21 protein-coding genes and 1 tRNA gene are annotated in these 25,026 nt (G+C 49.9%); 11 read left to right on the top strand and 11 right to left on the bottom strand.

Annotation, left to right across the window (positions count from 1 at the left end):
• Position 1: 1 nt before the first annotated feature.
• Positions 2 to 3,109, top strand: coding sequence for an amidohydrolase family protein (locus BLW37_RS00285; protein ID WP_425426595.1), 3,108 nt, complete (start codon positions 2 to 4; stop codon positions 3,107 to 3,109).
• Positions 3,106 to 4,425 carry an amidohydrolase family protein gene (locus BLW37_RS00280; RefSeq protein ID WP_342744188.1) on the top strand — a complete coding sequence of 440 codons (1,320 nt, stop codon included), beginning with the start codon at positions 3,106 to 3,108 and terminating at the stop codon, positions 4,423 to 4,425. The genes BLW37_RS00285 and BLW37_RS00280 overlap by 4 nt, the downstream gene beginning before the upstream one ends.
• Before the next feature lie 57 nt (positions 4,426 to 4,482).
• Here BLW37_RS00280 and BLW37_RS00275 read toward each other — a convergent pair whose 3' ends face one another.
• Both BLW37_RS00275 and BLW37_RS00270 read right to left on the bottom strand, forming a co-directional pair.
• Positions 4,483 to 5,259, bottom strand: coding sequence for a PEP-CTERM sorting domain-containing protein (locus BLW37_RS00275; RefSeq protein WP_139243637.1), 777 nt, complete (start codon positions 5,257 to 5,259; stop codon positions 4,483 to 4,485).
• A 113-nt stretch (positions 5,260 to 5,372) separates the two neighbouring features.
• Positions 5,373 to 5,768 (bottom strand): translation initiation factor, encoded by a 396-nt coding sequence (locus BLW37_RS00270; RefSeq protein ID WP_091337800.1) that lies wholly within the window; start codon positions 5,766 to 5,768, stop codon positions 5,373 to 5,375.
• An 89-nt stretch (positions 5,769 to 5,857) separates the two neighbouring features.
• Between BLW37_RS00270 and BLW37_RS00265 the strand changes: the two genes are divergently transcribed.
• The 3 genes from BLW37_RS00265 to BLW37_RS00255 all read left to right on the top strand — a co-directional run bounded on the left by BLW37_RS00265 (position 5,858) and on the right by BLW37_RS00255 (position 8,333).
• Positions 5,858 to 6,586 carry a GAF domain-containing protein gene (locus BLW37_RS00265; protein WP_091339476.1) on the top strand — a complete coding sequence of 243 codons (729 nt, stop codon included), beginning with the start codon at positions 5,858 to 5,860 and terminating at the stop codon, positions 6,584 to 6,586.
• 14 nt (positions 6,587 to 6,600) lie between these two features.
• On the top strand, positions 6,601 to 7,794 hold the full coding sequence (locus BLW37_RS00260) for an amino acid aminotransferase (protein WP_091337798.1): 1,194 nt from the start codon (positions 6,601 to 6,603) through the stop codon (positions 7,792 to 7,794).
• 116 nt (positions 7,795 to 7,910) lie between these two features.
• A complete protein-coding gene (locus BLW37_RS00255; protein WP_091337794.1) occupies positions 7,911 to 8,333 on the top strand; it encodes a CBS domain-containing protein in 423 nt (140 codons plus the stop codon).
• Positions 8,334 to 8,354: 21 nt separating this feature from the next.
• Here the strand turns inward: BLW37_RS00255 and ettA are convergent, their stop codons facing one another.
• The 5 genes from ettA to BLW37_RS18570 form a co-directional block, all read right to left on the bottom strand.
• Positions 8,355 to 10,016 carry an energy-dependent translational throttle protein EttA gene (gene ettA, locus BLW37_RS00250; RefSeq protein ID WP_091337791.1) on the bottom strand — a complete coding sequence of 554 codons (1,662 nt, stop codon included), beginning with the start codon at positions 10,014 to 10,016 and terminating at the stop codon, positions 8,355 to 8,357.
• 86 nt (positions 10,017 to 10,102) lie between these two features.
• The gene (locus tag BLW37_RS00245; protein WP_091337789.1) at positions 10,103 to 11,116 is read right to left on the bottom strand and encodes a Fic family protein; all 1,014 of its coding nucleotides are present in this window, start codon (positions 11,114 to 11,116) and stop codon (positions 10,103 to 10,105) included.
• A complete protein-coding gene (locus BLW37_RS00240) occupies positions 11,094 to 11,666 on the bottom strand; it encodes a hypothetical protein (RefSeq protein WP_091337787.1) in 573 nt (190 codons plus the stop codon). Before BLW37_RS00240 ends, BLW37_RS00245 begins: the two co-directional genes overlap by 23 nt.
• A gap of 50 nt (positions 11,667 to 11,716) precedes the next feature.
• A complete protein-coding gene (locus BLW37_RS00235; protein WP_091337785.1) occupies positions 11,717 to 12,256 on the bottom strand; it encodes a hypothetical protein in 540 nt (179 codons plus the stop codon).
• Between the two features lie 10 nt (positions 12,257 to 12,266).
• Positions 12,267 to 12,698: a hypothetical protein gene (locus tag BLW37_RS18570; RefSeq protein ID WP_139243636.1), complete on the bottom strand. Its 432-nt coding sequence runs from the start codon at positions 12,696 to 12,698 to the stop codon at positions 12,267 to 12,269.
• A gap of 202 nt (positions 12,699 to 12,900) precedes the next feature.
• Between BLW37_RS18570 and BLW37_RS00230 the strand changes: the two genes are divergently transcribed.
• Together BLW37_RS00230 and folE are read left to right on the top strand one after the other, a co-directional pair.
• A complete protein-coding gene (locus tag BLW37_RS00230; RefSeq protein ID WP_091337782.1) occupies positions 12,901 to 13,254 on the top strand; it encodes a DUF2750 domain-containing protein in 354 nt (117 codons plus the stop codon).
• A 93-nt stretch (positions 13,255 to 13,347) separates the two neighbouring features.
• On the top strand, positions 13,348 to 13,995 hold the full coding sequence (gene folE, locus BLW37_RS00225; RefSeq protein WP_091337780.1) for a GTP cyclohydrolase I FolE: 648 nt from the start codon (positions 13,348 to 13,350) through the stop codon (positions 13,993 to 13,995).
• 72 nt (positions 13,996 to 14,067) lie between these two features.
• Here folE and BLW37_RS00220 read toward each other — a convergent pair whose 3' ends face one another.
• From BLW37_RS00220 to BLW37_RS00210, 3 genes are all read right to left on the bottom strand, one after another.
• On the bottom strand, positions 14,068 to 16,149 hold the full coding sequence (locus BLW37_RS00220; RefSeq protein ID WP_091337778.1) for a putative bifunctional diguanylate cyclase/phosphodiesterase: 2,082 nt from the start codon (positions 16,147 to 16,149) through the stop codon (positions 14,068 to 14,070).
• A gap of 47 nt (positions 16,150 to 16,196) precedes the next feature.
• Positions 16,197 to 18,164 carry a methyl-accepting chemotaxis protein gene (locus BLW37_RS00215; RefSeq protein WP_091337775.1) on the bottom strand — a complete coding sequence of 656 codons (1,968 nt, stop codon included), beginning with the start codon at positions 18,162 to 18,164 and terminating at the stop codon, positions 16,197 to 16,199.
• Between the two features lie 193 nt (positions 18,165 to 18,357).
• The gene (locus BLW37_RS00210) at positions 18,358 to 21,327 is read right to left on the bottom strand and encodes a bifunctional diguanylate cyclase/phosphodiesterase (RefSeq protein ID WP_245785558.1); all 2,970 of its coding nucleotides are present in this window, start codon (positions 21,325 to 21,327) and stop codon (positions 18,358 to 18,360) included.
• A gap of 243 nt (positions 21,328 to 21,570) precedes the next feature.
• On the opposite strand from BLW37_RS00210, the gene BLW37_RS00205 reads away from it, so the two are divergent.
• The gene (locus BLW37_RS00205; protein WP_425426588.1) at positions 21,571 to 22,122 is read left to right on the top strand and encodes a glutathione peroxidase; all 552 of its coding nucleotides are present in this window, start codon (positions 21,571 to 21,573) and stop codon (positions 22,120 to 22,122) included.
• 3 nt (positions 22,123 to 22,125) lie between these two features.
• On the opposite strand, the gene rnhA is transcribed toward BLW37_RS00205, so the two are convergent.
• Positions 22,126 to 22,602, bottom strand: coding sequence for a ribonuclease HI (gene rnhA / locus BLW37_RS00200; RefSeq protein ID WP_091337769.1), 477 nt, complete (start codon positions 22,600 to 22,602; stop codon positions 22,126 to 22,128).
• A gap of 99 nt (positions 22,603 to 22,701) precedes the next feature.
• Between rnhA and dnaQ the strand changes: the two genes are divergently transcribed.
• From dnaQ to BLW37_RS00185, 3 genes are all read left to right on the top strand, one after another.
• Positions 22,702 to 23,409, top strand: a complete 708-nt coding sequence (gene dnaQ / locus BLW37_RS00195; RefSeq protein ID WP_091339473.1) for a DNA polymerase III subunit epsilon — start codon at positions 22,702 to 22,704, stop codon at positions 23,407 to 23,409.
• Positions 23,394 to 24,842 carry a TIGR03503 family protein gene (locus BLW37_RS00190; protein WP_091337767.1) on the top strand — a complete coding sequence of 483 codons (1,449 nt, stop codon included), beginning with the start codon at positions 23,394 to 23,396 and terminating at the stop codon, positions 24,840 to 24,842. Before dnaQ ends, BLW37_RS00190 begins: the two co-directional genes overlap by 16 nt.
• Positions 24,843 to 24,949: 107 nt before the next feature.
• A tRNA-Asp gene (locus BLW37_RS00185) sits at positions 24,950 to 25,026 on the top strand.

Genomic DNA, 25,026 nt, shown 5'->3' with positions numbered 1-25,026 from the left:
TATGGTGGCCGTTGCCTTGGCAGCGCCTGTCCTCTATGCCGCACAGACCACCCCGCAACTGGGGATCCGGGATAAAACTCCGAATCTGGTCGCACTAACCAATGCCACAGTCACAACCGAGCCAGGCCGGACGGTACCCAATGCCACCATTTTAATTCGTAATGGTGTGATTGAGTCGGTTCGCTCTGGTGGCTCTGTTCCAGCCGGCTACCAACAGCATGATTTAAGTGGTCACTATGTTTACGCAGGCTTTATAGACCCTTTCACCCAATATGGGGTGGAACAGGCAACAGCTGCTGGGGGCTTTCGCTTTGGTGAACCCCCTCAGTATCAAAATGAGCGTAAAGGTGGCAATGCCAGCAATGCTGCCATCCATGCAGAGCGTCGTTGGGCTGATGAGTTCAAACCAAATGCAGGTCAGGCAAAACCACTGATTGAGCAAGGCTTTACCACCGTTCAGGCGGCGCGGCACGACGGCATCTTCCGTGGTTCAGCCGTAGTGGCTTCTTTAGCTGAAGGCCTGCCTAATGAAGTGATCTTAAAAGCCAATGGCAAGCAGTTTATGTCCTTTAGCAAGGGCAGCTCCACCCAGAGTTACCCTTCTTCGTTGATGGGCAGTATGGCGCTTATTCGTCAGACTTTATCGGATGCAAACTGGTACCAAAGTGCTTATGGTAAGACGGATTTACGCTTTCATAGTCAGCCGATTGAATACAATGCAGCCTTGGCAGCATTAGCTACGTTGCCTGAGCAGGGCGTATTGTTTGAAGCCAGCGATGAGCAGTCTTTGTTGCGAGCCCACCAGTTGCTGGCCGAGTTTGGTTTGGAGCGGGTCGCTTTGCTTGGTTCGGGCCATGAGTACAGCCGGCTGGAGCAGGTAAAAGCCAGCAACCGTACTTTAGTTTTACCGCTTAGCTTCCCAGCAGCACCGGATGTGCACTACGTTGATGCCCAGTTGGATGTCAGCCTGGCTGATTTACGACACTGGGAGCGAGCACCGGCAAACCCTGCCGCTGTAGCTCAGGCTGGTGTTCGCTTTGCTCTAACCAGCCACGGCCTGGATAAAGTCGCAGACTTTTGGCCGAATCTGCGTCGTGCTATGCAGTATGGCTTAACTGAGCAACAGGCGCTCGCTGCCTTGACCACAGTTCCAGCCGATTTGCTTGGCGTTGCCAGCCAGCTTGGTAAGGTGCAACCGGGTTACCGGGCTGATCTGGTGGTTAGCCGTGGCAATCTGTTTGATGATGGTGCTATTGTCGCAACCTGGCTGCGTGGTCAGCCGGTGCTGCATCAAGCACCAGGCCCGGATTTTAGTGGGAGTTATTCGGTACAGCTAGCTGGTCAGCCGGCAGAATTGACTCTGACCGGTCGCTCCGGGGCTTACAAAGGTGAATTGAAACTGGCGGATAAGAGCGTCAAACTGGAGCATCTTCAGCAGCAGGGCCCTCAGTTGCAGTTCAGTCTTGCTTTAAAAGAGCTGCTAGAGCGCACTGAGGTCATCCAATTCAGTGGGGTGCTGTCAGACAATCAGTTAACGGGGTATTGGCTTGAAGCCAATGGTCAGCGCAATATGGTGCAAGCCAGCCGACAGCCTTCGCCAGCCAAAGAGGCTACTGAGCCAACGGAACCGGCCCCTATGATTTCACAGCTTACCTATCCAAATCGTGCTTTTGGGCTGGCCGAGCTACCAAGTCGGCAAAACCTGCATATTCGCAATGCAACTGTTTGGACGGCTGCCGATGCCGGTGTTTTAACAGAAACCGATGTCATTATCAGGGATGGCCGTATTCAACGCATTGGTCAGGGCTTGGCTACGCCCAGAGGGTACAACGTGATTGATGCAACAGGCCTGCATTTGACGCCAGGTATCATTGATGAACACTCCCACATTGCTACTGCCCAGGGGGTCAATGAAGGATCGCATGCCAATACTGCTGAGGTACGTTTAGGTGATGTGGTGAACCCTGATGATATCAATATTTACCGCGGCTTAGCCGGGGGTGTCACCGCGGTTCAATTGCTGCACGGCAGTGCCAACCCGATCGGGGGGCAGGCGCAAATTCTAAGTCTGCGTTGGGGACAGGATGCCGAAGGTATGAAGTTTAAAGACGCGCCGCCCAGCATTAAATTTGCACTGGGTGAGAACGTCAAACAATCGAACTGGGGTGCTCAGTTTAGCAGCCGCTATCCACAAACCCGGGTTGGGGTGGAAACTTTTATCCGTGATCAATTCCAGGCGGCGAAAGAGTATCAAGCCAAATGGCAGGCCTATGAACGCTTATCACGGCGTGACAGGGCACAGGTAGCGCCACCACGACGGGATTATCAGTTGGATACTCTGGTTCAAATACTCAATGGTGAGCGTCACATCCATACTCACTCCTACGTTGCATCTGAAATTCTGATGCTGATGGAGCTGGCTGAAGAGATGGGTTTCCGCATTCAGACCTTTACGCATATTCTTGAAGGCTACAAAGTTGCCAGTGAAATGAAGGCACATGGTGCTTCTGTTTCATCCTTTGCCGACTGGTGGGGCTTTAAAATGGAAGTGAATGATGCCATTCCAACCAATACCTGTCTGATGCACGAGCAAGGGCTGAATGTCAGTGTCAACTCCGATGATCCAGGCTTGTTGCGCCGTCTCAATCAGGAAGCTGCCAAGTCAGTGATGTATTGCGATATGGATGAACACGAAGCGTTGAAAATGGTCACCATCAACCCGGCCATCCAGCTGAAAATTGCCGATCAGGTCGGTTCGATTGAGACCGGTAAACGGGCGGACTTTGTGCTGTGGGATGGTCATCCGCTGTCAGTATACAGCCAGGTGCAGCAAACCTGGATTGAAGGAGCCCGTTACTTTGATCGCGCCAGCGATATCGCGAAGCGCGAACAACTGGAGCAGGAGCGCTTACAACTGATCCAAAAAGTACTGACGGCCGGTGAGTCAGCTCGGCAGGGTAGTAGTGGAGGGTATAAAGATGAGGACCCAATCTGGCATTGTGATGATCACGAAGACTGGCTGCAAATCCGCTTCGGTCATCAGCGCTACCATCAGCATGGTCACCACGGTCACCATCAAGGACATCATCATGCAGGAGCAAACCAATGAAGATGCAGACAATTTTCTCTAAGCTTTGTGGCAGTTTGCCGGCCCTGTTCGTAGCGATGACAGTGGCGCTGCCTGTGCTGGCTGTTAATCCGGTGCCAGGTACCCCGCAGCAGCACCCCATCCTATTGCAGAACGCTTTGGTGCATACTGTGGTTGACGCTGAGCCGAAGGTGCAGGATGTATTGCTGGTCGATGGTAAGATTGCTGCCATTGGTCCTCAATTGCAGGTGCCAGTAGGTGCTGAGCTGCATGACTTGACCGGTAAGCATCTGTATCCCGGTTTAATTGCGTTGATCAACCAGCTGGGTCTGATTGAGGTAGAAGCAGTGCGTGCCACCCGGGATGATCGGGAGACTAGCAACACCAATCCGGACTTACGGGTAGAAGTGGCCTTTAATGCCGACTCTGTGGTGATCCCAACCATTCGTAGCAATGGTTTTAGCCACAGCCTGATTTATCCATCCGGTGCTATGATTACAGGACGTTCTGCTTTGATGCAACTCGATGGTTGGAACTGGCAAGATGCTCTGGTGCAATCCGATGTTGGGCTGCATATTAACTGGCCTTCTATGACGATTCGTACCGGTTGGCGAGCCAGTCAAAGCCCGGATAAGCAGCGGGAGCAGCAGCAACAGCAATTGCAGCAGTTGCACCGCTACTTTGAACAGGCCCACGCTTACTTTAAAGCGGAACAGGCAGGTTTGAATCATGGCCTGGACTCGCGCTGGCACCGGATGCTGCCCTTTTTCAAAGGCGAGTTGCCGCTGTTTGTGCATGCTGATGATCCACGGCAAATCCGCCAGGCGATGTTGCTGGCAAAGCACTATCAGGCAAGGTTGGTGATTGTTGGTGGTCGTGACAGCTGGCGTATGGCCGATGAACTGGCCACGGCCAATGTCGATGTGATTTACACGGCTCCCTTTGGTTTACCGACCCGAGGCGATGAAGCTTATGATCAGGCCTTTGCGGCACCAGGGATCTTGCGTGATGCCGGCGTGCGGCTTGCGTTATCACTGGATGGTTTCTGGGATACGCGCAATTTGGTGTTTGCCAGCGGTCATGTCACCCGCTATGGTTTAAGCCAGACTGATGCATTGAAAGCGTTAACCCTGGATGCAGCCCGCATTGCCGGGGTGGCCGATCGTTTAGGCTCTATTGAAGTGGGTAAAAGCGCCAGCTTGGTGGTGTCCGATGGTGATATTTTTGATTACCTGGGACACAGAGTTGAGCGGATGTGGATTGATGGCCGAACGGTTGATTTGGATAACCGTCATAAGCAGTTGCATCGGCGCTATCAACAGCGTTATCAACAATAAATTTCTTCCACAAAAAAGGGTGCCATAGCGGCACCCTTCGTTCGAGATGTGTTGCGTTTAACGCTGGCGAAATTGCAATCTGCGTTTAATTGCCAGACCAGTCAAGCCAACCAGCAATAAAAAAGTGGTGGCAGGAGCGGGCACAACAAAGGTGACATTATCGGTATCAGTAATGAAAGACATCTTGCCGGTAACACCAGCACTATTAAACTCAATTCGCATACTGGTGTATAAATCACCATAGAACTGCCCATTGAGCCAGGCCTCATTGCTGTATGTAACACTTTCAGCGGCAAAATCTGCCCAACCGAAATCATCATCATTGAAGAGGAAATCATCTTCAATGGTATAAGGGCTGCCAGACATACTACCAGGCGAGCCAGCAATACCCGTCTTAATATCAAAAACGGATCCGGCAAACCATGCATTTAGTGTCAGCGATGTTGCGGCTACATCAGTAGAAAACAAGAATGGGTTAATGAAGGTATCGCCAAACAGCGAGAGAGACCAGCCTGATCCAACAGCTGCAGCATTGGCACCATTAAAAACCACCTGCTCACAGCTACCTGTTGTAAAACAAGCCGTCACTTTCATACCATCCAAGTCCAGATGATTGCTAAAGTCATCGACAATGCTGATGTTATAAATAGTACCGGTATCAACCTGAATAGGGGTTGCAACGGCAGTTGCGCTAAACAAGATGGCAACGGCGGAACCTAAAACAGCTGATTTGTTAAAACCCATAGTTGGCGTATCCTTTTTACTGATTACTGAACTGCGAAGGTACTGAGCATCCCTGAAACCTTCAGTGGTTAAAATTAATGCAAAATTCATTCCTTAAATAATTACTTAAATAAAATCATCTTATTATGGTAATTACCTTAGTGGCAGCTTGTGTTTCTTTCGCCTTGATGTAAAAAAAGCAGACACTAAATTGCCTGGTTCGCTCAACCACCTGCCCAAACAGTAGTGTAGCCCAATTTGTGCAAAGCAGCCTCTACCTGAGCGCGTTGATCGTTTTGCAACAGAATAGCGCCATCTTTGACGCTGCCGCCACAGGCGCATACCTGCTTTAATGCTTTACACACTCCTTGCAATTCATCTTGGCTGCCTGAAATGCCACTGATTAGAATGACAGCTTTACCACCACGTTTTTTAGTCTGACGTTGCAGCCGCAGCTTACCATCGGCATAAGCCTGACCCTCAGCCTTTACTGGTTTTTCTGCCACTATCTTACCGGTATCGGTGCTATACACCAGCGCCTCTTTAGAGGAGGGGGTAGGGGTAATGCTCTTGCCGGCTTGTTGCTGCCAGTCGGCTAAGGATAGGGTTTTACGGTTCATGCTTGCTCCGCTTGATGTCTCGCTTCAAATCTAGTTGGCATTTTGCCATTTTTTGCCTAGAATGGCGCATCATTATTTTAGAAATCTGGATGTCTAAATTGTCTCAGCATAATCCATTGATCCGCCAATACATTCAGCAAACTGGCTTAGATACGGTGTGGCAGCTGGATGATCATGAAATTGAGCGGGAAGTACAGTGGCTGGAACACTTTCTGGATGAGGCTGTTCGCCCTGAGGTTCGCTGGAGTTACCTTGTTCCTGAGCTCGGTGAGGGCGGGGCTTGCTCACTCTTTGGTCAGTTAGCTGACCAACCCTATGATTTAACCGTCATCCTGGGTGGGCAGAGTACAGAGACCGAACAGGCTTTACAGTTACTGCAGTTATTTTGTCAGGCGTTTGAAACCCGCACCGGTATGGAGTGGTTTGGTATTTATCAGGCCCGATCCAATCGGGAGCAGCAAGCGGTGTTGGTCAAGCTCGCTTATTATGGTGCTCCTTCCCGGCCTGAATTTCCGTTAACGCCGGATTTTGCCCGCATGAGCAACAACAGCACTGTTGGGTTGACGGGTAAGGCGCGGGTGATTAATGATATCCCAGAGTACCTGGCACAGGGCGGTGATTACTACACGTGCGATCCCAAAGTTTTAGCCGAAGCTTGTTTGCCTCTGTTTGATCAATCAGGCAGAATAGTTGGCATTATTGATGCCGAAGCTTTTCAAAAAGACGTCTTTAACCCTGCTGCCCTGGCCTTGCTGATTGCCATTTGCTTGATGGTACCGGCGTACTTGCCAGCAGCAGATCAACCATGCAGTGATTAAAACAGGTGAGCACTATGTTTTCTCAGTTACAGCCAGTGGCAACAGATCCGATCCTTGGCCTGATGGCTGCTTATCAGCAGGATCCAAACCCGCATAAAATTGATTTGGGTGTTGGGGTGTACAAAGACGAGCAAGGGCACACCGCTGTACTCAAGTGCGTGAAAAAAGCCGAAGCCCTGCGTCTGGCGAAAGAAGACAGTAAAACCTACATTGGCATGGCTGGCGATCTGAATTTTAACCAGCACATTGAGCAGCTGGCGTTTGGCAAGGAACATCCGGCTTTGCTGGCTGGGCGCCTCACCACAGCCCATACTCCAGGCGGAACCGGTGCTTTGCGGGTTGCGGCTGAGTTTATTAAACGAGCCAATCCTTCAGCGACCATTTGGGTCACTACTCCGACCTGGGCCAATCACATTTCGTTGTTTCAGGCGGCCGGTCTTACCGTTAAAGAATACAGCTACTACGATTACAACAGCAAAGGTTTGCTGGAAGAGCAAATGTTTGCTGAGTTGGCGCACGTTGAGCCGGGCGATGTGGTTTTACTGCATGCCTGCTGTCATAACCCAAGCGGCCTGGACCTAACCTTTGCCCAGTGGCAGCGCTTTACTCAGCTTGCCAAAGAGCGCGGCTTTACTCCGCTGGTCGATATGGCTTATCAGGGATTTGGTGTTGGTCTTGATGAAGATACCGCTGGTCTGCGTCACTTAGCTGCCGAAGTGCCAGAGCTGATTTTATGCAGCTCGTGTTCGAAAAACTTTGGCTTGTACCGTGAACGTATCGGTGCCTGTACCCTGCTGACTGAGCACAGCAAGGCCGCCGAAACAGCCCGTTCGGTGTTATTGAGCGTGGTGCGTAGCATTTACTCGATGCCACCAGCGCATGGCGCCATCATTGTAAGCCATATTCTGGATAGTCAGGAGCTGACCGCGCTGTGGCATCAGGAGCTGGCCGAGATGCGTAACCGCATCAACGACTACCGCCAGTTGATCGTGGATAAATTCAAAGCCGAAGGCATAGTGCAGGATTTCAGCTTTATTACCCGTCAACATGGCATGTTCAGCTTCCTTGGCATCAATAAAGCACAAATCGACCGGTTGCGTGATGAGTTCAGTATTTACATGGTAGGTTCCAGCCGGGTCAGCATTGCCGGCCTGAATCACAGCAACATCGATTATTTTGCCAAATCCGTAGCCACAGTACTGAAGTAAGCGCTACTTCGCTTTACAAAGCCGCAGTTACTCCTTTATTGGTAGTGTTGCGGCTTTTGTTTTTCCGGCAAATGATCATACACTTAGCTTAGTTATTGTATCGTGGACACCTTAACATGCCTGCTATCACTCAGTTGATGAGTCGTAACCCGGTCAGCGTCTCACCCGATGATACCCTGGCGGTGGTGAAAGAAATTTTCGATCAGGTGAAATTTCATCATTTGCTGGTGGTGGATAATAAACAGTTAATGGGCGTGATTTCTGACCGGGATTTGTTTAAAGCCTTAAGCCCGAATCTTGGCACTGCCGCTGAGACCACCAAAGATTTGGCAACACTGAAAAAGCGGGTGCATCAGGTGATGCATCGCCAGCCCATTAGTTTGTCGGTAGGGGCTGAGGTGATGGATGCCGTGCGGCTGTTTAACCGCGAAGGCGTGTCTTGCATTCCGGTGGTGGATAGCTTTAACCGGCCGCTTGGCATCTTAAGCTGGCGCGATATTATGCAGGCGCTGGAAAAGAAACAGCCACGCGCTGAGTAGAGCGTGGCTGTGCGGTAGGGCTTAGATCTTCTTGTACTTGATACGATGCGGTTCCAGTGCCTGGGCACCCAGGGTTTCTTTCATCCAGGCTTCGTAATCCGAGTAGTTTCCTTCGAAGAAATTCACCTGACCTTCATCACGGTAATCCAGAATATGGGTGGCAATGCGGTCGAGGAACCAGCGATCGTGCGAGATCACCATGGCGCAGCCCGGGAAGTCCAGCAAAGCGTTTTCCAGTGCCCGCAAGGTTTCCACATCCAAATCGTTGGTCGGTTCATCCAGCAGCAGCATGTTGCCGCCAGCGCGCAGCAGCTTGGCTAAATGCACCCGGTTGCGCTCACCACCGGATAAATCGCCAATGAATTTTTGCTGATCGTTGCCTTTAAAGTTAAAGCGACCGACATAAGCCCGGCTTTGCAGCTGGAAATTGCCAATCTGCAAAATGTCCTGGCCGTCAGAGATTTCCTGCCAGACGGTATTTTTAGCGTTCATGCTGTCACGGAACTGCTCAACCGACGCCACCTGTACGGTATCGCCGAGCTCAATGCTGCCGGAATCCGCTTGCTCGGAGCCAGTGATCATCTTAAACAGCGTTGATTTACCGGCACCGTTCGGGCCGATAATGCCGACAATGGCGCCTTTCGGGATGCTGAAACTTAAATCTTCAATCAACAAGCGATCGCCAAAGCTTTTGCGTAAATGGCTGACTTCCAGCACCTTGTCACCCAAGCGTGGGCCTGGTGGAATAAAGAGTTCGTTGGTTTCATTGCGCTTTTGAAAGTCGGTATTTTGCAACTCTTCAAAGCGGGCCATCCGCGCCTTGCTCTTGGCATGGCGGCCTTTCGGGTTGGTGCGAACCCATTCCAGCTCCTGTTTAATGGAGCGCTGACGGGCTTGCTCGCTGCGCTCTTCTTGTGCCAACCGGGCTTCTTTTTGCTCCAGCCAGGACGAGTAGTTGCCTTCCCAGGGAATGCCATAGCCACGGTCCAGCTCCAAAATCCAGCCAGCAACATTGTCGAGAAAATAACGGTCGTGGGTAATGGCGACCACTGTGCCCGGGTAATCGTGCAGGAAGCGCTCCAGCCAGGCCACAGATTCGGCATCCAGGTGGTTGGTTGGCTCATCCAGCAGCAGCATATCCGGCCGCTCCAACAATAAGCGGCAAATAGCCACCCGGCGGCGCTCACCACCGGACAAATGTTCAATGCTGGCATCCCAAGCAGGCAGGCGTAGTGCATCGGCGGCCCGTTCCAGCGTGTTGTCGAGGTTGTGGCCATCTTTGGCCTGGATTAGCGCTTCCAGTTCGCCCTGTTCTTTGGCCAGCGCATCAAAATCGGCGTTTTCCTCGGCGTAAGCGGCATAGACTTCATCCAACCGGCTGAAAGCCTGCTTCACATCGGCCACGGCTTCTTCAACGATTTGCCGCACGGTTTTGCTGGTATCCAGTACCGGCTCTTGCGGCAAATAGCCAATTTTGGTGCCGGCAAGCGGCCGGGCTTCGCCTTCAAAGTCCTGGTCTACCCCAGCCATAATGCGCAGCAGGGTGGATTTACCAGCGCCATTTAAACCCAGTACGCCAATCTTGGCACCAGGGAAAAACGACAGCGAAATATCTTTTAAAATGGTTTTTTTCGGCGGGACTACTTTCGAGACCCGATGCATGGTGTAAATATACTGTGCCATAGCGTCCACATCATTGGTTGCAATTGCTGGGATTGTACGTGATTTAAGACAGGCAGTGAAGTCACGACTAATGGTAATACAAAAGGTTAATTATTATCGTTAGCAAACAACATTGCTTCAATTGCTTCGTGAAGACTCAGTATATCCTCAGCAACGAAGCATAGCTCATTGGCAATGGTGTGAAGTGTGAGAACGCGCTGGGTTAGTAGGGTATCCAGTCCTTGTTTGGCGTCGGCAATATCCCCTGTTTTGGTTGTTATGCTTTTTACGCTGATGATAGGATTCTGCCAGAAGCTGGTAAGTAAAGGTCGAAACCAATTGCCGGTTTGCATAAGCAGCATTTTGCTGCTTATTTTTGCGGTTGTTTCATGGAGTAAAGTGTTCAGCTTTTGCTGAAACAATACATTCCAGGCTAAGAAATTATCAAGAAACTTTTGGCCTCTCACCTGAAACTTATCATTGCAAAGCGAGCGGTGAAAACTCAATAACTCATCCATATTGTTGTTGGTTAATACAAAGATGTATGGAGACAAGTGAGGGTACTGTTTTGCGTTACAGACAGCCTCAAAAATAGCTCTGGTTGTGCGGCCATTTCCATCTGAAAAAGGGTGTGCATTGATGATGGAAGCCATCAGCGCCATCAGTTGCTCTATCGTTGCTGTGGTATTCTCAAACTCGCTGAGTGCTTGTTGTGTTATCTTCAATGATAAAGATGGCGCAGGACAGTCATGCTGATAAAGGCCGCAGGCTGATTGAAGCTGTAGTGGGTTGGAGCGTATAACAGGTAAACGAGTTGTACGCTCTCTGAGCAGACTGTTTACTTCACAGAGCAAAGCCATGTCGATTTTTGGGTTATGACATAGTAATGCAACCGCATCAGAAAATCGTTGGGTGGCAGCTACTACCCCAATGGCTATAGAGTCAGGGTTTTTAATGCCCGATTTAGCCATAATAAATTGCCGGCGTGAAACAGTACGCCCTTCACGAAGGACGATATCTCCAGCAAGATAGCGGTAGAAATAATCGCGTAGTATGTATGAATAAACTGGCTGAATCTTCTTGGTAGCATTCAGAGTATTACACATCGTTATTTTTATCATCCTTACTTTTTAGAAACGCCTTGCCACGCTCATTCAGCGCTTTGTCCTCATCGCGTTGTTGTTGGTTGGTAAACCAATGTGCGTGTTGAAGCTCAAAGGGCCGGTTTCTTTGCTCGAGGTAGCTGAGTAGTTCTGGATAATTTGTATTGGCTTCAAACCCAACCGGCAACTTTAAGACGGTCACTTTGCCTACTTTGCAGCGTAATCCAAACCATTTTAGATTGTCGTAGCTGTGACTGGTGATATGAAATGACACAGTGTCTGGCAGCGACTTGGAGACATTGCCAAGCATTAGAGTATTTTGCGCAACATCAAGGCTGATGGTTTTTGGGTAGCGCACAAGCCAAAAGATCAGTAAAACAAGGCCTAGTAAAGCAACACCAGTTAAAAACATCATCCATAGAGCAGGATCACCATAGCGCCTTGTAGAAGCACCTAGAATTCCAAGGTAATCTAAAAAAGCCAGCCAAGTAGCCAGGAGGGCACTGGCAACGATAATGCCGTTACTTAAACACCAAAGCCCTAATTTTTTTGTAAATACAATCTGCATAAACGCTCTCAATAGAATGCAGGCAAGTAGAATTGCCTGCATTCACGATCTTAATTTCGAACAGGGATTGAATGCAAGGCCACATCCAGTCCTTGCAACCCGTGCACTACCACCGGATTGCCATGCCTGTCGGTATAGTCCATATCAAAGGTAAAGCTATAGTTTATTTTATGCCCTTCTACAGTCCATTCATCAACCCGCTCAAAATCCAGATTAATGGTAATGCCTAAGGCAGATAAAGGGAAAACGTCACTAGGTTGGCAGTCGCCATCTTTATTTCGGCTAAGCCATAGATGCAGGTAGGGGTAAAAGTCATCGTTGGCATCAATGCGCGTATCCTTGTTTGTATCAAAAATTGTCAATGCGTAAGCATTGGACGGCCGCTCCTCGTCTACAGCAAAAAACGTTTCTCTAACTTGAGAAGGGCAGCTTTGCCCTTCCGGTAGTAGCACCAGCACCGGGCTTCGCGTATCAATCCAGCCCGTTTGATGAAAGGCCATATTATGAAAAACGGTTACTTTGGATTGAGCGGCACTGATAAATTCAATGCCTTGATTATCAATATCTAACACAATAATTGGAAAAAACATATTTGTCTCCTTAGGGAATCATGAGTCCGTCGCCATCACAACGGAAGCGATGCATGCCTGCTATACCGCATACCCAACCTTCAATTGTCCAGTCTCTGGTTTCAGGTGGGGAGTTACGATTAATTTCCTGGATTATATAGTTGCCAAGTGCATCCAGAGTTGCAGTAACTGCTAAGCCCACTAAGAGTTGCCAGCTTGGCCTGGTCGATGTTGCTTTTACTATACCTGATGAGATTAAGATTGATGTTAATTCCACTGGTATCTGAGAAAACCTCTGATTAATAATTTGATTGCTCACCGTAGTAGTATTTTTCAGCCAGGATGCCTGGCTGGTTAGCCATGCTGTACTTTTTAGGATTTTCTGCTTCAGATCTTGTGGGATCCCGGTCCGTCTTGAAAGTTCATCTAAAGTAGCTATGGTTCTTTCGATGTTTTTTAACAAGTCTTCTACCTGATCAGCAGACCAAGGCTGATGTTCAGCCGAGGGTGTGGTTGGCTGCTATCTAGCTCTATCATCGAATTCAGTTGCGCTGCTTAGTTCATTTGTTGATGGTTGAGTACCCGATGTGCAGCCGATAACACTGGCACTTTGCCCCTGATTTCTGTTCTAATAGGAAGTATTGATGTCAACTTTGTGAAGCCTTATGTCTGAAGCACAGCACGATCCGAAATATCAACAGTTTGTTGAAGCCGCTAAAACCAATGGGGTGGTTTATGCGTTGGCAGAGGGTGAAGATTTGCTGGTGGTGGAGTCGGTTGAATTTGAAGAGACCGATGTGATCCCATTTTGGTCCTCTGAAGCCGATGCCAAAGCGCATTGCAGCGATGAATGGGCCGATTATCAGCCCGAAGCCATCCCGCTGGATGTGTTTTGTGATGGCTGGTTAAAAGAAATGTACGACGATGGCCTTTTAATTGGCACCAACTGGGACAGTGAGCTGAATGGCCCGGAAGTGGAGCCGACGGTTTTGCTGGCAGCGCTTCGTCTGGTACAATAGTCGGTTGTTTTGCACCCGTGGCAGCTTCCGGTTGAACCAGCTGCAGGGGGCCGCTGTATAAAGGGGTAGATTCCCCCTTGTTTTGGAAAAGCTATGTTATCTGAAGAAGCCATACGCGTTCGCAGCGCACTTGAAAAAAAGGGCCTGGAAACTCCGATGCAGGAGACCGGGCTAAGCCGTGATCAGAAGTACCAGAAAATTTCGGCTTTAATGACTGAGGTGGTGCAAACCCTGGGCCTGGATTTAGCAGACGACAGCCTGGCGGAAACACCGCATCGCATTGCCAAAATGTACGTCGATGAAATTTTCTCTGGCCTGGATTATCGCAACTTCCCGAAAGTCACTCAGATTGACAACAAAATGAATGTCAAAGAGATGATCAAGGTGCGGGATATCGGTGTGTCGAGTACCTGCGAGCACCACTTTATCACCATCGATGGTACGGCCACTGTGGCTTACATTCCGTCGACCAAAGTGATTGGTTTATCGAAAATCAACCGCATTGTGCGCTTTTTTGCCCAGCGTCCTCAGGTGCAGGAGCGCTTAACTGAGCAGGTGCTGGTGGCGCTGCAAACCCTGCTGGAAACTGACAATGTTGCAGTCAGCATCGAAGCCGTGCACTACTGCGTTAAAGCACGCGGTGTAATGGATGTGAACTCGAAAACCCAGACTACCGCCCTTGGCGGCTCTTTCCGTGAAGATGCCCGCACCCGGGCGGAGTTTTTTTCACGGCTTAGTTGACTTTATTACGGCAGTTAAATTGAGCATAACAGACGGCAGCCATGTGGCTGCCGTCTGTTATAGCTGATGTTGTCAGGCGGTGGAGCGCGCGTTGTGCTGCAAATAGCGGGCGGCGAATTCCGCTACTGGCATGGGGCGTTGAAAGTAGTAGCCTTGAAAACAGCCACAGCCCATCTGGGTTAATGCCTGCAACTGAGCCTGCTCTTCCACACCTTCGGCAATGACACTCAGGCCAAGGTTGTGCGCCAGTGAGACAATACTACGTGCAATCAGCGCATCGTTGGGGTTGTTTAATAGATCCCGTACAAAGCTACGATCAATTTTAAGTGTTTGCAGTGGCAAACGTTTCAGATAGGCCAGCGATGAATAACCGGTACCAAAGTCATCCAACGAAAAAGTGAGCCCCTGACTGTTTAGACGCATCATGATATCAGCGACCTCACTGGCATTGTCTATCAACAAGCTTTCGGTCAGCTCCAGATGCAGCAAGTTAGGGTTAAAGCGATAGCGCTGCAGACAATTAAGCAGGTCGCTGACAAAAGAAGGGTCGCTAAACTGGCGCGAGCTGATATTGATGGCCAGTTGCAGTGATTGACTGAGTGGGTTGCTATGCCAGCTCGCCAGCAGTTGGCCGGCTTGTTCAACCAGCCAGCGACCTATGGGCACTATCAAGCCGGACTCTTCGGCCAGTGGGATGAAGGTATCGGGCGGAACCAAGCCATGCTCCGGATGATGCCAGCGCAGCAGAGCTTCCGCCCCGGTTAGCTGACCGGCCTGATCAAACTGCCCTTGCAAGAAGAGTTCGAGCTGTTGTTGCTCTAGGGCATCGCGAAGATCAAGCGCCAGTCGGGCTTCCGTTCGCTGCTTCCTGGCAAGCTCAGGGGTAAATACCTGGTAGTTATTCTTGCCCCGCAGTTTGGCATGCTGCACTGCTGATTCTGCGTAGTGCAGCCATTGATCGGGCCGCATACCGGGGCTTAGCAAACAGATGCCAATGCTGACGGTCAGGCGGCAGCCCTGACGCTGACATCGGATGGGGTTGGCCAGCAGGTTTAACATCTGCTCCGCCTGTTCGCATAAAGTGGGTAGCACTTCAGTCTCATCGGCTGAAAGCAATGGCCAGATAATGGCAAATTCATCACCGCCGACCCTGGCCAGCTGCTGCATGGTTCCCAGCTGTTGTTTCAGGCGTTTGGTCAACTCAAGCAGCACCTGATCACAAAAGCTATGACTGGTTGCATCATTCAGTTGTTTAAAGGCGTCGATATCCAGCAAAACCAGGCCATGGTGCATTGGGCTCTGCAGATTGCTGCGAACCGTTTCGGCCAGGGCCTTTAAGAACGCTTGTCGATTGGGGAGCTGGGTCAGCGGATCGCGTTGCTGCAATTGTTGCAGCATTTTGCTTTGCTGCTGGTGCGCGGATAAATCACGCAATACGCCTAAAAAGCGTTTGCCCTCCTGGTCGCTGATTTCGCTGACTCTAAGTTCAATTGGGATCAACTGACCGTCTTTGTGTTTGGCTTCCAGCTGGCGTTTATTGCCAACAACCTTTGGTATTTGATGTTGCTGGTACTCTTCCAGATAGCTGTCGTGTCGCTTTGCATGCGACCTGGGCATGATCAGGGCAATGTTCTGGCCTATCGCTTCGCATTCTCTATAGCCAAGCAGTAGCTGTGCCGAGCGATTAAAGCTTAGAATTTTGCCGGACTGATCGGTGCTGATTACCGCATCCATCATATGATTCAACAACTCTTTGGCTTCTTTGCCGGATTGCAGCAGTTGTTGTTCAGCCTGCTTTTGGGCGCTTATATCGTATAAAAAACCGCGCCACAACGTGTACTCTTGGTCCAGCTGCTCAGGCTCGGAATGAGCAGCCAACCAGACCCAGTGTCCCTGACGATGTTTTACCCGGTATTCGCAGTGAAACATGCTCAAGTTGCAGCGCGAATGTTGAATATCTGTTTGCACGCGTTTGCGATCGTCCGGGTGCATGCGATCAAAGACTAACTCCGGTTTGGCACTCAGCTCGGTGGCACTGTAGCCTAAGATGGCTTCGACTTGCTCACTGATGGCTGGCAGACTATAACGGCCTAAGCTATCAGCTTGAAATAGATAAAAAGCACCTGGGGTTAGTCTGGCGTATGATTCCAGCATGCTGCACCTCCTGAAATGACTGGCGGCCTAAGCCGCCAGTGGGTTGCCTAGGCGGCTGATAAGCGGAACTGATGGGTCAGTTCCTGTTGCTCCAGCCCCAGTTGGCTCAGAGTGCTGCTGGTCTTGGCGGTTTCTTCAATGGCGACGGAGGATTGCTCGGTGGCTACCTGAATATTGGTCAGGCTGCGGTTGATTTCCTCTGCCACCGTGCTTTGCTGCAGTGCTGCAGCGGCAATTTGTTGGTTCATTTGCTGGATATTCTGGATATCCTTTAAGATGTTTTCAATTGCCTCGCTGGCATCATCTGTGGACTCAAACACTTCATTGGCCCGTTCGGTATTGGCCTGCATGGCTGTCATAGCGAGCTCGGCTTTACGTTGCAGGCGCTGAATGACTTCATTAATTTGCGTGGTCGAAGCCTGCGCCCGGGTTGCCAGCTGCCGTACTTCGTCAGCTACCACAGAAAAGCCGCGACCCGCTTCACCAGCCCGCGCTGCTTCGATGGCCGCATTGAGCGCCAGTAGATTGGTTTGTTCGGTGATGTTAGTAATCACATCCAAAATGGAACCGATGCTGTCGGCTTCCTCTTTTAGCTCGGCAATGGACACCGCGGATTGATTGACATCTTTTGCCAACTGCTTGATGCCGGTCATGGTTTTATCCAGGATCTGATTGCTGAGTTCGGCTTGTGTTGCTGAGTTGGTTGCTGCCATAGATGCTTCTTCCGCACTACGGGCCACTTCCTGCACGGTAGCTGTCATTTCATTCATGGCGGCGGCTACCTGCTCGGTTTCGACTTTTTGCTGGCTAACCCCGGCGCTGGTTTGCTGAGAAATTACCGCCATTTCCTCGGTTGAGCTGGCAAGCTGAGTAATGCCACTGGACAGGCGGAGAATCAGCTGACGCAGACTGACCGTCATACGCTGCATCGCATTGGTTAGCTGGCCCAGCTCATCCTTGCGATCACTGCTTAGATCCGTAGTTAAGTCACCGGCGGCAATTTTATCCGCTACAGCAACCACCTGTTGCAGTGGGCGCACGATTAACCGAGTGATCACCAAGGCTGCGACCAGGCCAATCAGCAGGGCCAGTAAGCTGGCGCTTATCAACATCCAGCGAACTTGTTGTTGCTGCTGTTGCATTTGTTCAAGTTGACGTTCAAGCGAGCTTTCTGCTCCGGTAACTACATTTCGTGCCTGCTCTGTCATTTGCTGCTCAGAAGCATTGGTTGCATCAACCAAGCGGCGGAACTCGGTAAATTCGCTACGGTACTGATTAAGCTGACTGCTCGCCAGCGTTAATTGCTGACCCAGACCACCGTTTATTCCTGTTTGTTGTAACTGGCTGATCAGTTGATCCAGCTGATTTAATTGTTGCTGCAACGCCTGATAATCCTGTGCCGATTCGGTCAGTACAAAAGTACGTTCCAGCCGCCGCGCTTCCAGCAAGGTTCTGGCCGCTTCACTGGCGAGCAGCGACAGTTGCAAAGCTTCGATACTGGCTTGATCGCCCTGACGCTGAATTTCGTTCAGTGCTCTGCTGTTAAAGTCCTGCTCCAGCTCATTAAAGATCTGCAGCGCCTGACGGGCGCTTTGTTCCATTTGCTGTTGCCGCTGCTGGCTGCGTTGCTCCAGGCCGGTGTAGTTTTGCAGCTCCTGTTGGTAGGCTCTGGCTTCAAGCTGTAGCGTTTGCATTAATTGAATACTTTCTGATGTGGTAAAGGCGCTCAGCGATTGTTCAGCAATCTGTAGACTTTGATCGATCAGGGCATTGGCATCCTGAATATAGGCTTCATCCTGTCGCAGCATGAAGTTCTTTTCCTGCTGCCTGGCTTCGCCTACTAAAATACTGATGGTTTTCACCTTATTGAGCAGGGCAAAACGCTCATTCAGGCTGCCAAGTGCTTGCAAACTTAACCAGCTGATGCCAACTAAGATGGCAAGTACAACGCCAAAGCCACTGAACAACTTCTTTTGTACACTCATGTCTAAAAAGACGTGGTTGAAATTACGCATACTTGCTATCTCCGGTCAATGTTCAGATATTTGTACTGGTCCGCGCAGCAAACGGTTTTAAGGGGGAGCAAAAATTAAGCAATAAAGGTACGGGGTTTAACCTAAGGTTATGATTTTTAAGTAGATAAAAAATTAGATATTTTTTATCTACTTTTTCGAACGAGAAGGATGTTTTCAACCAGCACGGATTGCATCAAGGCTGGCTGGGAGGGGAGGCAATTTGTTGTTGCAAAAATGCGGTGGCAGCTTCAGCTGGCATGGGGCGACCATAGTGGTAACCCTGAATTTCATCACAGCCTAATTGTTGCAACAAGCTCTGGTGCTCGGCAGTTTCTACCCCTTCGGCAATCGTTTTTAACCCCAGGCTCTGCGCCATCCGGATAATGGCAGTGACAATGGCGCGATCCTCCAGGCTATCCAACAGTTCACGTACAAAAGACTGATCGATTTTCAGCTTGTTGAGATGAAAGCGTTTTAAATAGCTGAGCGAGGAGTAGCCGGTACCAAAATCATCAATCGCAATCCAAATCCCTTTCTGGCGAATAGCATCGACTGTTTTGATGGCTTGCTCGGCATCCTCGACCATAGCACTTTCGGTAATTTCAAGTTCAATGCATTGCGCTGGCAGCTTAGCAAGCTCAAGTTGGGTGCTGATGATAGTGAGCAGCTCAGGCTGACGAAATTGAACTGGTGATAAGTTGATGGCCATCACCAACTCGGTATAGCCTTGCTGGAACCATTTTTTTTGCTGTTGAATCGCATGCTGCAATACCCATTCACCGAGCTTGATCATCAAACCGCTTTGCTCGGCTACTGGAATGAACTCTGCCGGTGAGATAAAACCCAGCTCCGGATGCTGCCAGCGTAGCAGGGCTTCAAAGCCAGTAAGTTTGTTGTTGTTGAGGCAGAGCTGAGGTTGATACACCAGCTGCAGTTGATTGTGCTCAATCGCCAGTCTCAGCGCGTTTTCCAGTTGCAGTTGACGGTTGAACTGATTTTGCATGCCGGCGGTAAAGAAACAGTATTTGTTGCGGCCATCTTCTTTGGCTTTGAACATGGCGATATCGGCGTGCTTGTTTAGCTCAAAGAAGTTATCGCCATCGTTCGGGTAGATAGCGATGCCAATAGAGGCTGAGATACTGAGTGGATCTCTAGCAAATTGATAGGGCGTTTGCATGGTTTCAAGAATTCGCTTTGCCAGCCGGCCGGCAGCTTCCTGGTTGGTATCAGGCAGTAACAGGATAAATTCATCGCTGCTAAGACGGCTGAGAGTATCCTGGCTGCGGGTCATGGTTTGCAAGCGCTGGGCAGCCTGTACCAGGATCTCATCACCGACCTCGTGGCCGAGCGCATCGTTGATCTTTTTAAAGCGGTCCAGGTCGATAAACAACATGGCAATCTGATGACCAGCACGTTTGGCTCGCTGAATGGCTTGTTCGGTCCGGTCAATCAGTAAAGTGCGGTTTGGTAATTGAGTCAGGGTGTCAAAATGCGCCAGCAAATTGAGCTTTTCCTGATTTTGCTTGTAATTGCTGATATCGCTGAACAGCGCGACATAGTGGCTAAGTTGGCCTCTTGTGTCCCGGATTTGTGAAATACTTAACCACTCCGGATAAAGCTCGCCATTTTTGCGGCGATTCCAGATTTCACCCTGCCAGTTACCATGGCGCTGAATGGCTTGTTGCATGGCCTCATAAAAGTCTTTGTTGTGTTTGCCGGATGAAAGCAGTTTGGGGGTTTTGCCAATGACTTCATCGCTGTTGTAACCACTGATGGTGGTGAAGGCTTTGTTAACCAATAAGATGGTATGGTTCGGATCCGTTACCAGCATACCTTCGGAGCTTTGCTCAAATAATTGCTCCAGCAGCCGTAGCCTCATCTCGGCCTGCTTTTGTGTGCTGATATCAATATGAGTGCCAACCGTAATAGTGGATGGGCTACCATCCTCGTTCAGCATGGTACGGCCACGCGATAAAATCCATACCCAGTGACCATCTTGATGGCGCATCCGGAACTGACTCTCGTACATGCTAACTGGCTGTTGCAAGTAATCAATAAAAGCCTTACTTGCTGGCGTAACATCATCCGGGTGCAGTAAATCCAGCCAGCAGGTACTCAGATTATCCTGGCCAGATTGATCGTACTGATCCCGCTTTCGCCCCAGCATACTGAAGTACTCCTGACTACATTGCAGGAAATTACGGCTTTGATCGTATTCCCAACCACCGGTATTGGATGCCTGTACAAAAGAGCGGTAGCGCTGCAGTGTTTGTTGTAACTCTTCGGTACGTTCGGCTACCTGATGCTTAAGTAAGCCGCGCTGACTGCTCAGTTGCAGGTAAAATAAGGCAAAGCTATAGAGCAGCAGGCTGGAAAAAAGCGCAAACATCACTTCAAGCCAGAAGGTGAGCCGTTCTTGCCAAGTAGCTTGATAGTGCATATCCAATTGCCAGGGGTTATCAGCTAATGCCAGTGTAAATGCAGTACTGCCTGGAGGCAGATTAGCGTGTCGCCATATGATTTGACGGCGTTCATCGGCATCGTAACGCCATAGCTGGTAGGCATAGTGGCTTTGTTGGAAATAATCACGGTGCAGGCTATCCAGTATTGGATCAAGCCGCAAAGTGACATTGATAAATCCCTGGAAGCTCACTACATCCGATAGCTGAAACAAAGGCAAGCGTGCCACAACACCCATGCCGCCTTGAACCAAAGGAAAGGGCCCGTTTAATCTTAGCTTGCCGGCTGCTTTAGCACGCTCTGCCTCTTTGCTTTGCTCCGGGTGAGCAAATAAATCAAAGCCAAGTAGCTGCTGATTGCCTTCTAAAGGGTAGACATCGTTTATCACTCCATCTGGAGCCAGTGAAATCGCAAGAATATCAGGATAGTAACTCAGCAGCTCTCTGGCATAGGCTTTAAATTCGATTTGCTCTGCGCCAGCCTGGTTGATGCCGGCGGCTATAGCATAAGCCGCTGTGAAGCTGCGCTCCAACCGAAGTTGCAACTGATTTAGAAATGCCTGGGCTGTCTGGTTCATGGCCAGTTGCTGGCGTTGGCTGCGCTGTGTCTCGAGATACCAGACAAAAGCGGTATTGATCAATAAAGCTGCCAGCAAAGTAGCTATTGCGAGCGGATGGTATTTATGCTGCGATAATTTACGCAAAATTTTCATGGTGTTGTAATTATTTGGGTCATAGTGTGCTGATAGGTGATTGCAGAGATTGAGTGCATCGCAGATACTTTCATTATCAATGTTTCCTATTGTAGACCAATCAAGCATCAAATGTTGGTTTATTCCATCACTCTTATCCAAAAAGTTGTTTCTGGATGGGCGCTTAGCTGATCCATTTGCGCTGACAGCGCGTATCAGCCAGACTGTAGTAATAGCAGTTTTCAGGAGAACATGATGAAACAATGGTTTTTAGCCGTTGCAGTGACGGCGGCCTTAAGCGGTCCAGTACTGGCCAGTCAATGTGGTGCTGTGCTGGGGCATTCCATGCAGCAGCTGAATACCCGTGAAACGGTCGACTTGTGCGAGCAGTTCAAAGGCAAAACCCTATTGGTAGTGAACACGGCCAGTAAGTGCGGTTTCACCCCCCAGTTTGAAGCGTTGCAGCAATTGCACGACAGTTACCGTGACAAGGGACTGGTGGTACTTGGTTTCCCGTCGAATGATTTTCGCCAGGAGCACAGTGATGAAGCACGAACTGCTGAGGTTTGCTACTTAGATTATGGCGTTCAGTTTCCAATGTTTACCACAACATCGGTACGTGGTAGCAGTGCCAATCCGGTATTTCGCGCCTTGATTGATAAAAGTGGCAAGCAGCCATCCTGGAACTTTAATAAGTACCTGGTCAGTGCCGATGAGCAGACAGTGTTGCATTTTGGCAGTCGCACCAGCCCGACAGATGCCAGCTTTATTGCCGAGCTGGAAAAGCTTTTGGCGCAAGGCGGTTAAGCTTTATTGATCCTGGCTGACAGTAAAGCCTTCATCAACAGCGGTAGCGCCATGCGTTGCCGCTTCACGTGCCAATTCATCACAGCGCTCATTTTCCGGATGGCCAGAGTGGCCTTTTACCCAGTGCCAGTTAATCTGATGGCGCTGACTGGCGGTATCGAGCCGTTGCCATAAATCCTGGTTTTTCACTGGTTTTTTCTGGCTGGTACGCCAGTTGTTGCGTTTCCAGCCTGGCAGCCATTGAGTAATGCCAAGTCGCACGTATTGGCTATCGGTAAACAACTCAACCTGACATGGCGACTTCAGGGTTTCCAGCGCAACAATGGCAGCCAGCAGTTCCATTCGATTGTTGGTGGTTTGCAAAAAGCCAGCACTTAATTCTTTTTGATGCTGTTGATAGCGCAGTACGATGCCATAACCACCAGGACCAGGGTTGCCAAGGCAAGAGCCATCTGTAAAGATGGTGACGGTTTTTTGCATACAGATGTCCTTGAATGAGTTGGCTTCGCAGGCAAGTAGCGCAGAGCAGAGGCTTAGTTGTTATAATTTACCGTAAAAGCGATGGTAGCGGAACCTCAGATGGCAAAACGTCAAATAGTACTCGATACAGAAACAACCGGTATTAACCCCAAAGAAGGGCACCGCATCATTGAGATTGGCTGCGTGGAACTAGTGAATCGGCGTTTTACCGGCAACAATTACCATGTCTATATCAACCCGGAGCGGGACATTGAAGCCGAGGCTATTGCGGTGCACGGTATTACCAATGAACGCTTGATGCACGAGCCGAAGTTTCGGGACATTGCCCATGACTTTTATCAATACATTCAAGGGGCCGAGCTGGTTATTCACAACGCAGCCTTCGACGTTGGTTTTATTGACCACGAGTTCAGTATGCTCCGGCCAGCCTTGCCAGCTGTGGCTGGCTACTGCGCTATTCTGGATACCTTGAAGCTGGCACGGGATCTGCATCCAGGTCAGAAAAACAATCTGGATGCACTTTGCCGTCGCTACGATATTAACAACAGTCATCGCACCTTACACGGGGCTTTGCTCGATGCTGAGATCCTGGCGGATGTTTATCTGCGGATGACCGGTGGTCAGGTGAGTCTTAATCTGGCGTCAGAGCAGCAAGACGATAGTCGTGGTGAACGGCAACCGATACAGATCCGACGGAATGGGGCCTTGAAAGTGATTGCTGCCAGCGAGCAGGAGTTGCTGGCGCATCAGGAGCGTTTGCAGCTTATAGCTAAAAAATCCGGAGCTGTGTTATGGCCAGAGCACTAAGTTATTTGCTATGCCTGCTGGTATTGTTAACTTGGGCAGTATCGGCTCAGCCAGATCCGGAGTCGCAGCCAGAGTTAACCATGGAACAGCTGGAGCAGCTCGAGCTGAGTTTTCCAGAATTGCTGGAGGATACTCCTTTTGATGTTGGCTTTGAGATGTTGCAGCAACTGCCAACCCGCAACCAAATTTCGCTGTTTGAAAATCGCTTTCGAATTGACGGCGAAGTGGATGATATTACTTTACTGATGTTTCGCCGGCCCGGTTCTCCTTCTGTGATTCTGGTGCGGCCAGATGGCAGCAAGATCAATGTTCGTAATGCTGAAGAGCAGCAAGTAGAATGGCATGCCAGTCGTAACTACGATTTGATCAATATCCCCCGACCAATGGCTGGTCCGTGGCAGGCGCTAGGGCGCATTTTAGCGGAAAGCCGAATTATGGTGCTAAGCGATATTATTCTGGATGTCGATCCCTTGCCTGCGCATCTGATGAGTGGTGAAACTCTGAAAGTGACAGCTCGTTTGCAAAATGCTGGTGAGCCCATCAATGCCCGGGACTTTCGGGAAATCCTGACGCTGGATGTCATTTTTATCAGTACCAATAACCCGGAGTATGACAATTTTGGCCGCGGCATCGTGCAGGTAGCTCAATTTCGGGATGACGGCCGAGGCTTCGATGAACGTGCCCGGGATGGTGTTTTTACCGGCGAGTTTCAGTTGAACTTTGCAGCCGGTGAGTGGATCCCTAAATACCTGGTGAAGACACCACTCTATACCAGAGAATTAGAGCAGGCTCCTGTTTTGATTCACCCACTCCCAATTAAAGTAGAGCTAACCAAAGCCGAACATTTAGAGGGTAAGCACCAGATCAATTTTGTAGTAGTGAATGATGAGGTCAAAGTGCAAAGCCTAATCTTGCAAGGAAGGGTACGTTATCCAGATGGTGATACCGACTCTTTTAGTATACAGCGGCCAGAGTTTGGTGCTCATCGTTTGCAACTGGAGCATCGCGGCTATGGTAGCTACATGATTGAAGTGCAGGCATTTGGTGAGCTCCGTAATGGCCGGGAGTTTATGCTCACTCTGCCCAATGTAGATTTTTCTGTGAATCTCCAAACCTTTCAGGCCCCTGAGCTGGAGCGTTTGCCAGAGGAGATCCTGGCTGAAGAAGCCGCCAGAAGAGAGTTGGAACAAGTACCGGCATTTCCTTGGGGCTGGGTGATCAGCGTGAATGTTTTAATTTTATCGCTAGGTGGTTTTTTTATTTGGCTCATGCTCACCGGCAAATCAATACGTGATTTGTTGCCTAAGAAAAAAGCCGCATCGGCAGCTGACAACAGCACATCGAAAAAAGACGGTGAGCCTAAACAGCAAGGCCCTGCCGCAAAAAATGACGATTTGGACGATATTCTCGACTTATCCTTACCGGATGATTAAGCTTTGCGCAATTGCGGCTAAAAAGGTGTTGACGCAGAAAACCCGAACCCTTATCATTCCCGCCGCACTGCAACATCCCTGACAAGATGTGCTTTGCACCTTGGTTTGGAGCGGTAGTTCAGTTGGTTAGAATACCGGCCTGTCACGCCGGGGGTCGCGGGTTCGAGCCCCGTCCGCTCCGCCA

Origin of the sequence: Alkalimonas amylolytica, assembly GCF_900107845.1 — a bacterium.
Lineage (GTDB): Bacteria > Pseudomonadota > Gammaproteobacteria > Enterobacterales > Alteromonadaceae > Alkalimonas > Alkalimonas amylolytica.
This window is presented reverse-complemented; position numbering and strand designations above follow the sequence as displayed.

Bases quoted from the DNA above. Each gene is read 5' to 3' on its own strand.
- BLW37_RS00285 (WP_425426595.1), top strand. From the start codon at position 2: ATGGTGGCCGTTGCCTTGGCAGCGCCTGTCCTCTATGCCGCACAGACC.
- BLW37_RS00245 (WP_091337789.1), bottom strand. From the start codon at position 11,116: ATGATAAAAATAACGATGTGTAATACTCTGAATGCTACCAAGAAGATT.
- BLW37_RS00275 (WP_139243637.1), bottom strand. From the start codon at position 5,259: ATGAATTTTGCATTAATTTTAACCACTGAAGGTTTCAGGGATGCTCAG.
- BLW37_RS00260 (WP_091337798.1), top strand. From the start codon at position 6,601: ATGTTTTCTCAGTTACAGCCAGTGGCAACAGATCCGATCCTTGGCCTG.
- BLW37_RS00255 (WP_091337794.1), top strand. From the start codon at position 7,911: ATGCCTGCTATCACTCAGTTGATGAGTCGTAACCCGGTCAGCGTCTCA.
- BLW37_RS00240 (WP_091337787.1), bottom strand. From the start codon at position 11,666: ATGCAGATTGTATTTACAAAAAAATTAGGGCTTTGGTGTTTAAGTAAC.
- BLW37_RS00220 (WP_091337778.1), bottom strand. From the start codon at position 16,149: ATGCTGGAATCATACGCCAGACTAACCCCAGGTGCTTTTTATCTATTT.
- BLW37_RS00270 (WP_091337800.1), bottom strand. From the start codon at position 5,768: ATGAACCGTAAAACCCTATCCTTAGCCGACTGGCAGCAACAAGCCGGC.
- BLW37_RS00190 (WP_091337767.1), top strand. From the start codon at position 23,394: ATGGCCAGAGCACTAAGTTATTTGCTATGCCTGCTGGTATTGTTAACT.
- dnaQ (WP_091339473.1), top strand. From the start codon at position 22,702: ATGGCAAAACGTCAAATAGTACTCGATACAGAAACAACCGGTATTAAC.
- ettA (WP_091337791.1), bottom strand. From the start codon at position 10,016: ATGGCACAGTATATTTACACCATGCATCGGGTCTCGAAAGTAGTCCCG.
- BLW37_RS00265 (WP_091339476.1), top strand. From the start codon at position 5,858: ATGTCTAAATTGTCTCAGCATAATCCATTGATCCGCCAATACATTCAG.
- BLW37_RS00230 (WP_091337782.1), top strand. From the start codon at position 12,901: ATGTCTGAAGCACAGCACGATCCGAAATATCAACAGTTTGTTGAAGCC.
- folE (WP_091337780.1), top strand. From the start codon at position 13,348: ATGTTATCTGAAGAAGCCATACGCGTTCGCAGCGCACTTGAAAAAAAG.
- BLW37_RS00280 (WP_342744188.1), top strand. From the start codon at position 3,106: ATGAAGATGCAGACAATTTTCTCTAAGCTTTGTGGCAGTTTGCCGGCC.
- BLW37_RS00205 (WP_425426588.1), top strand. From the start codon at position 21,571: ATGAAACAATGGTTTTTAGCCGTTGCAGTGACGGCGGCCTTAAGCGGT.
- BLW37_RS00235 (WP_091337785.1), bottom strand. From the start codon at position 12,256: ATGTTTTTTCCAATTATTGTGTTAGATATTGATAATCAAGGCATTGAA.
- rnhA (WP_091337769.1), bottom strand. From the start codon at position 22,602: ATGCAAAAAACCGTCACCATCTTTACAGATGGCTCTTGCCTTGGCAAC.
- BLW37_RS00215 (WP_091337775.1), bottom strand. From the start codon at position 18,164: ATGCGTAATTTCAACCACGTCTTTTTAGACATGAGTGTACAAAAGAAG.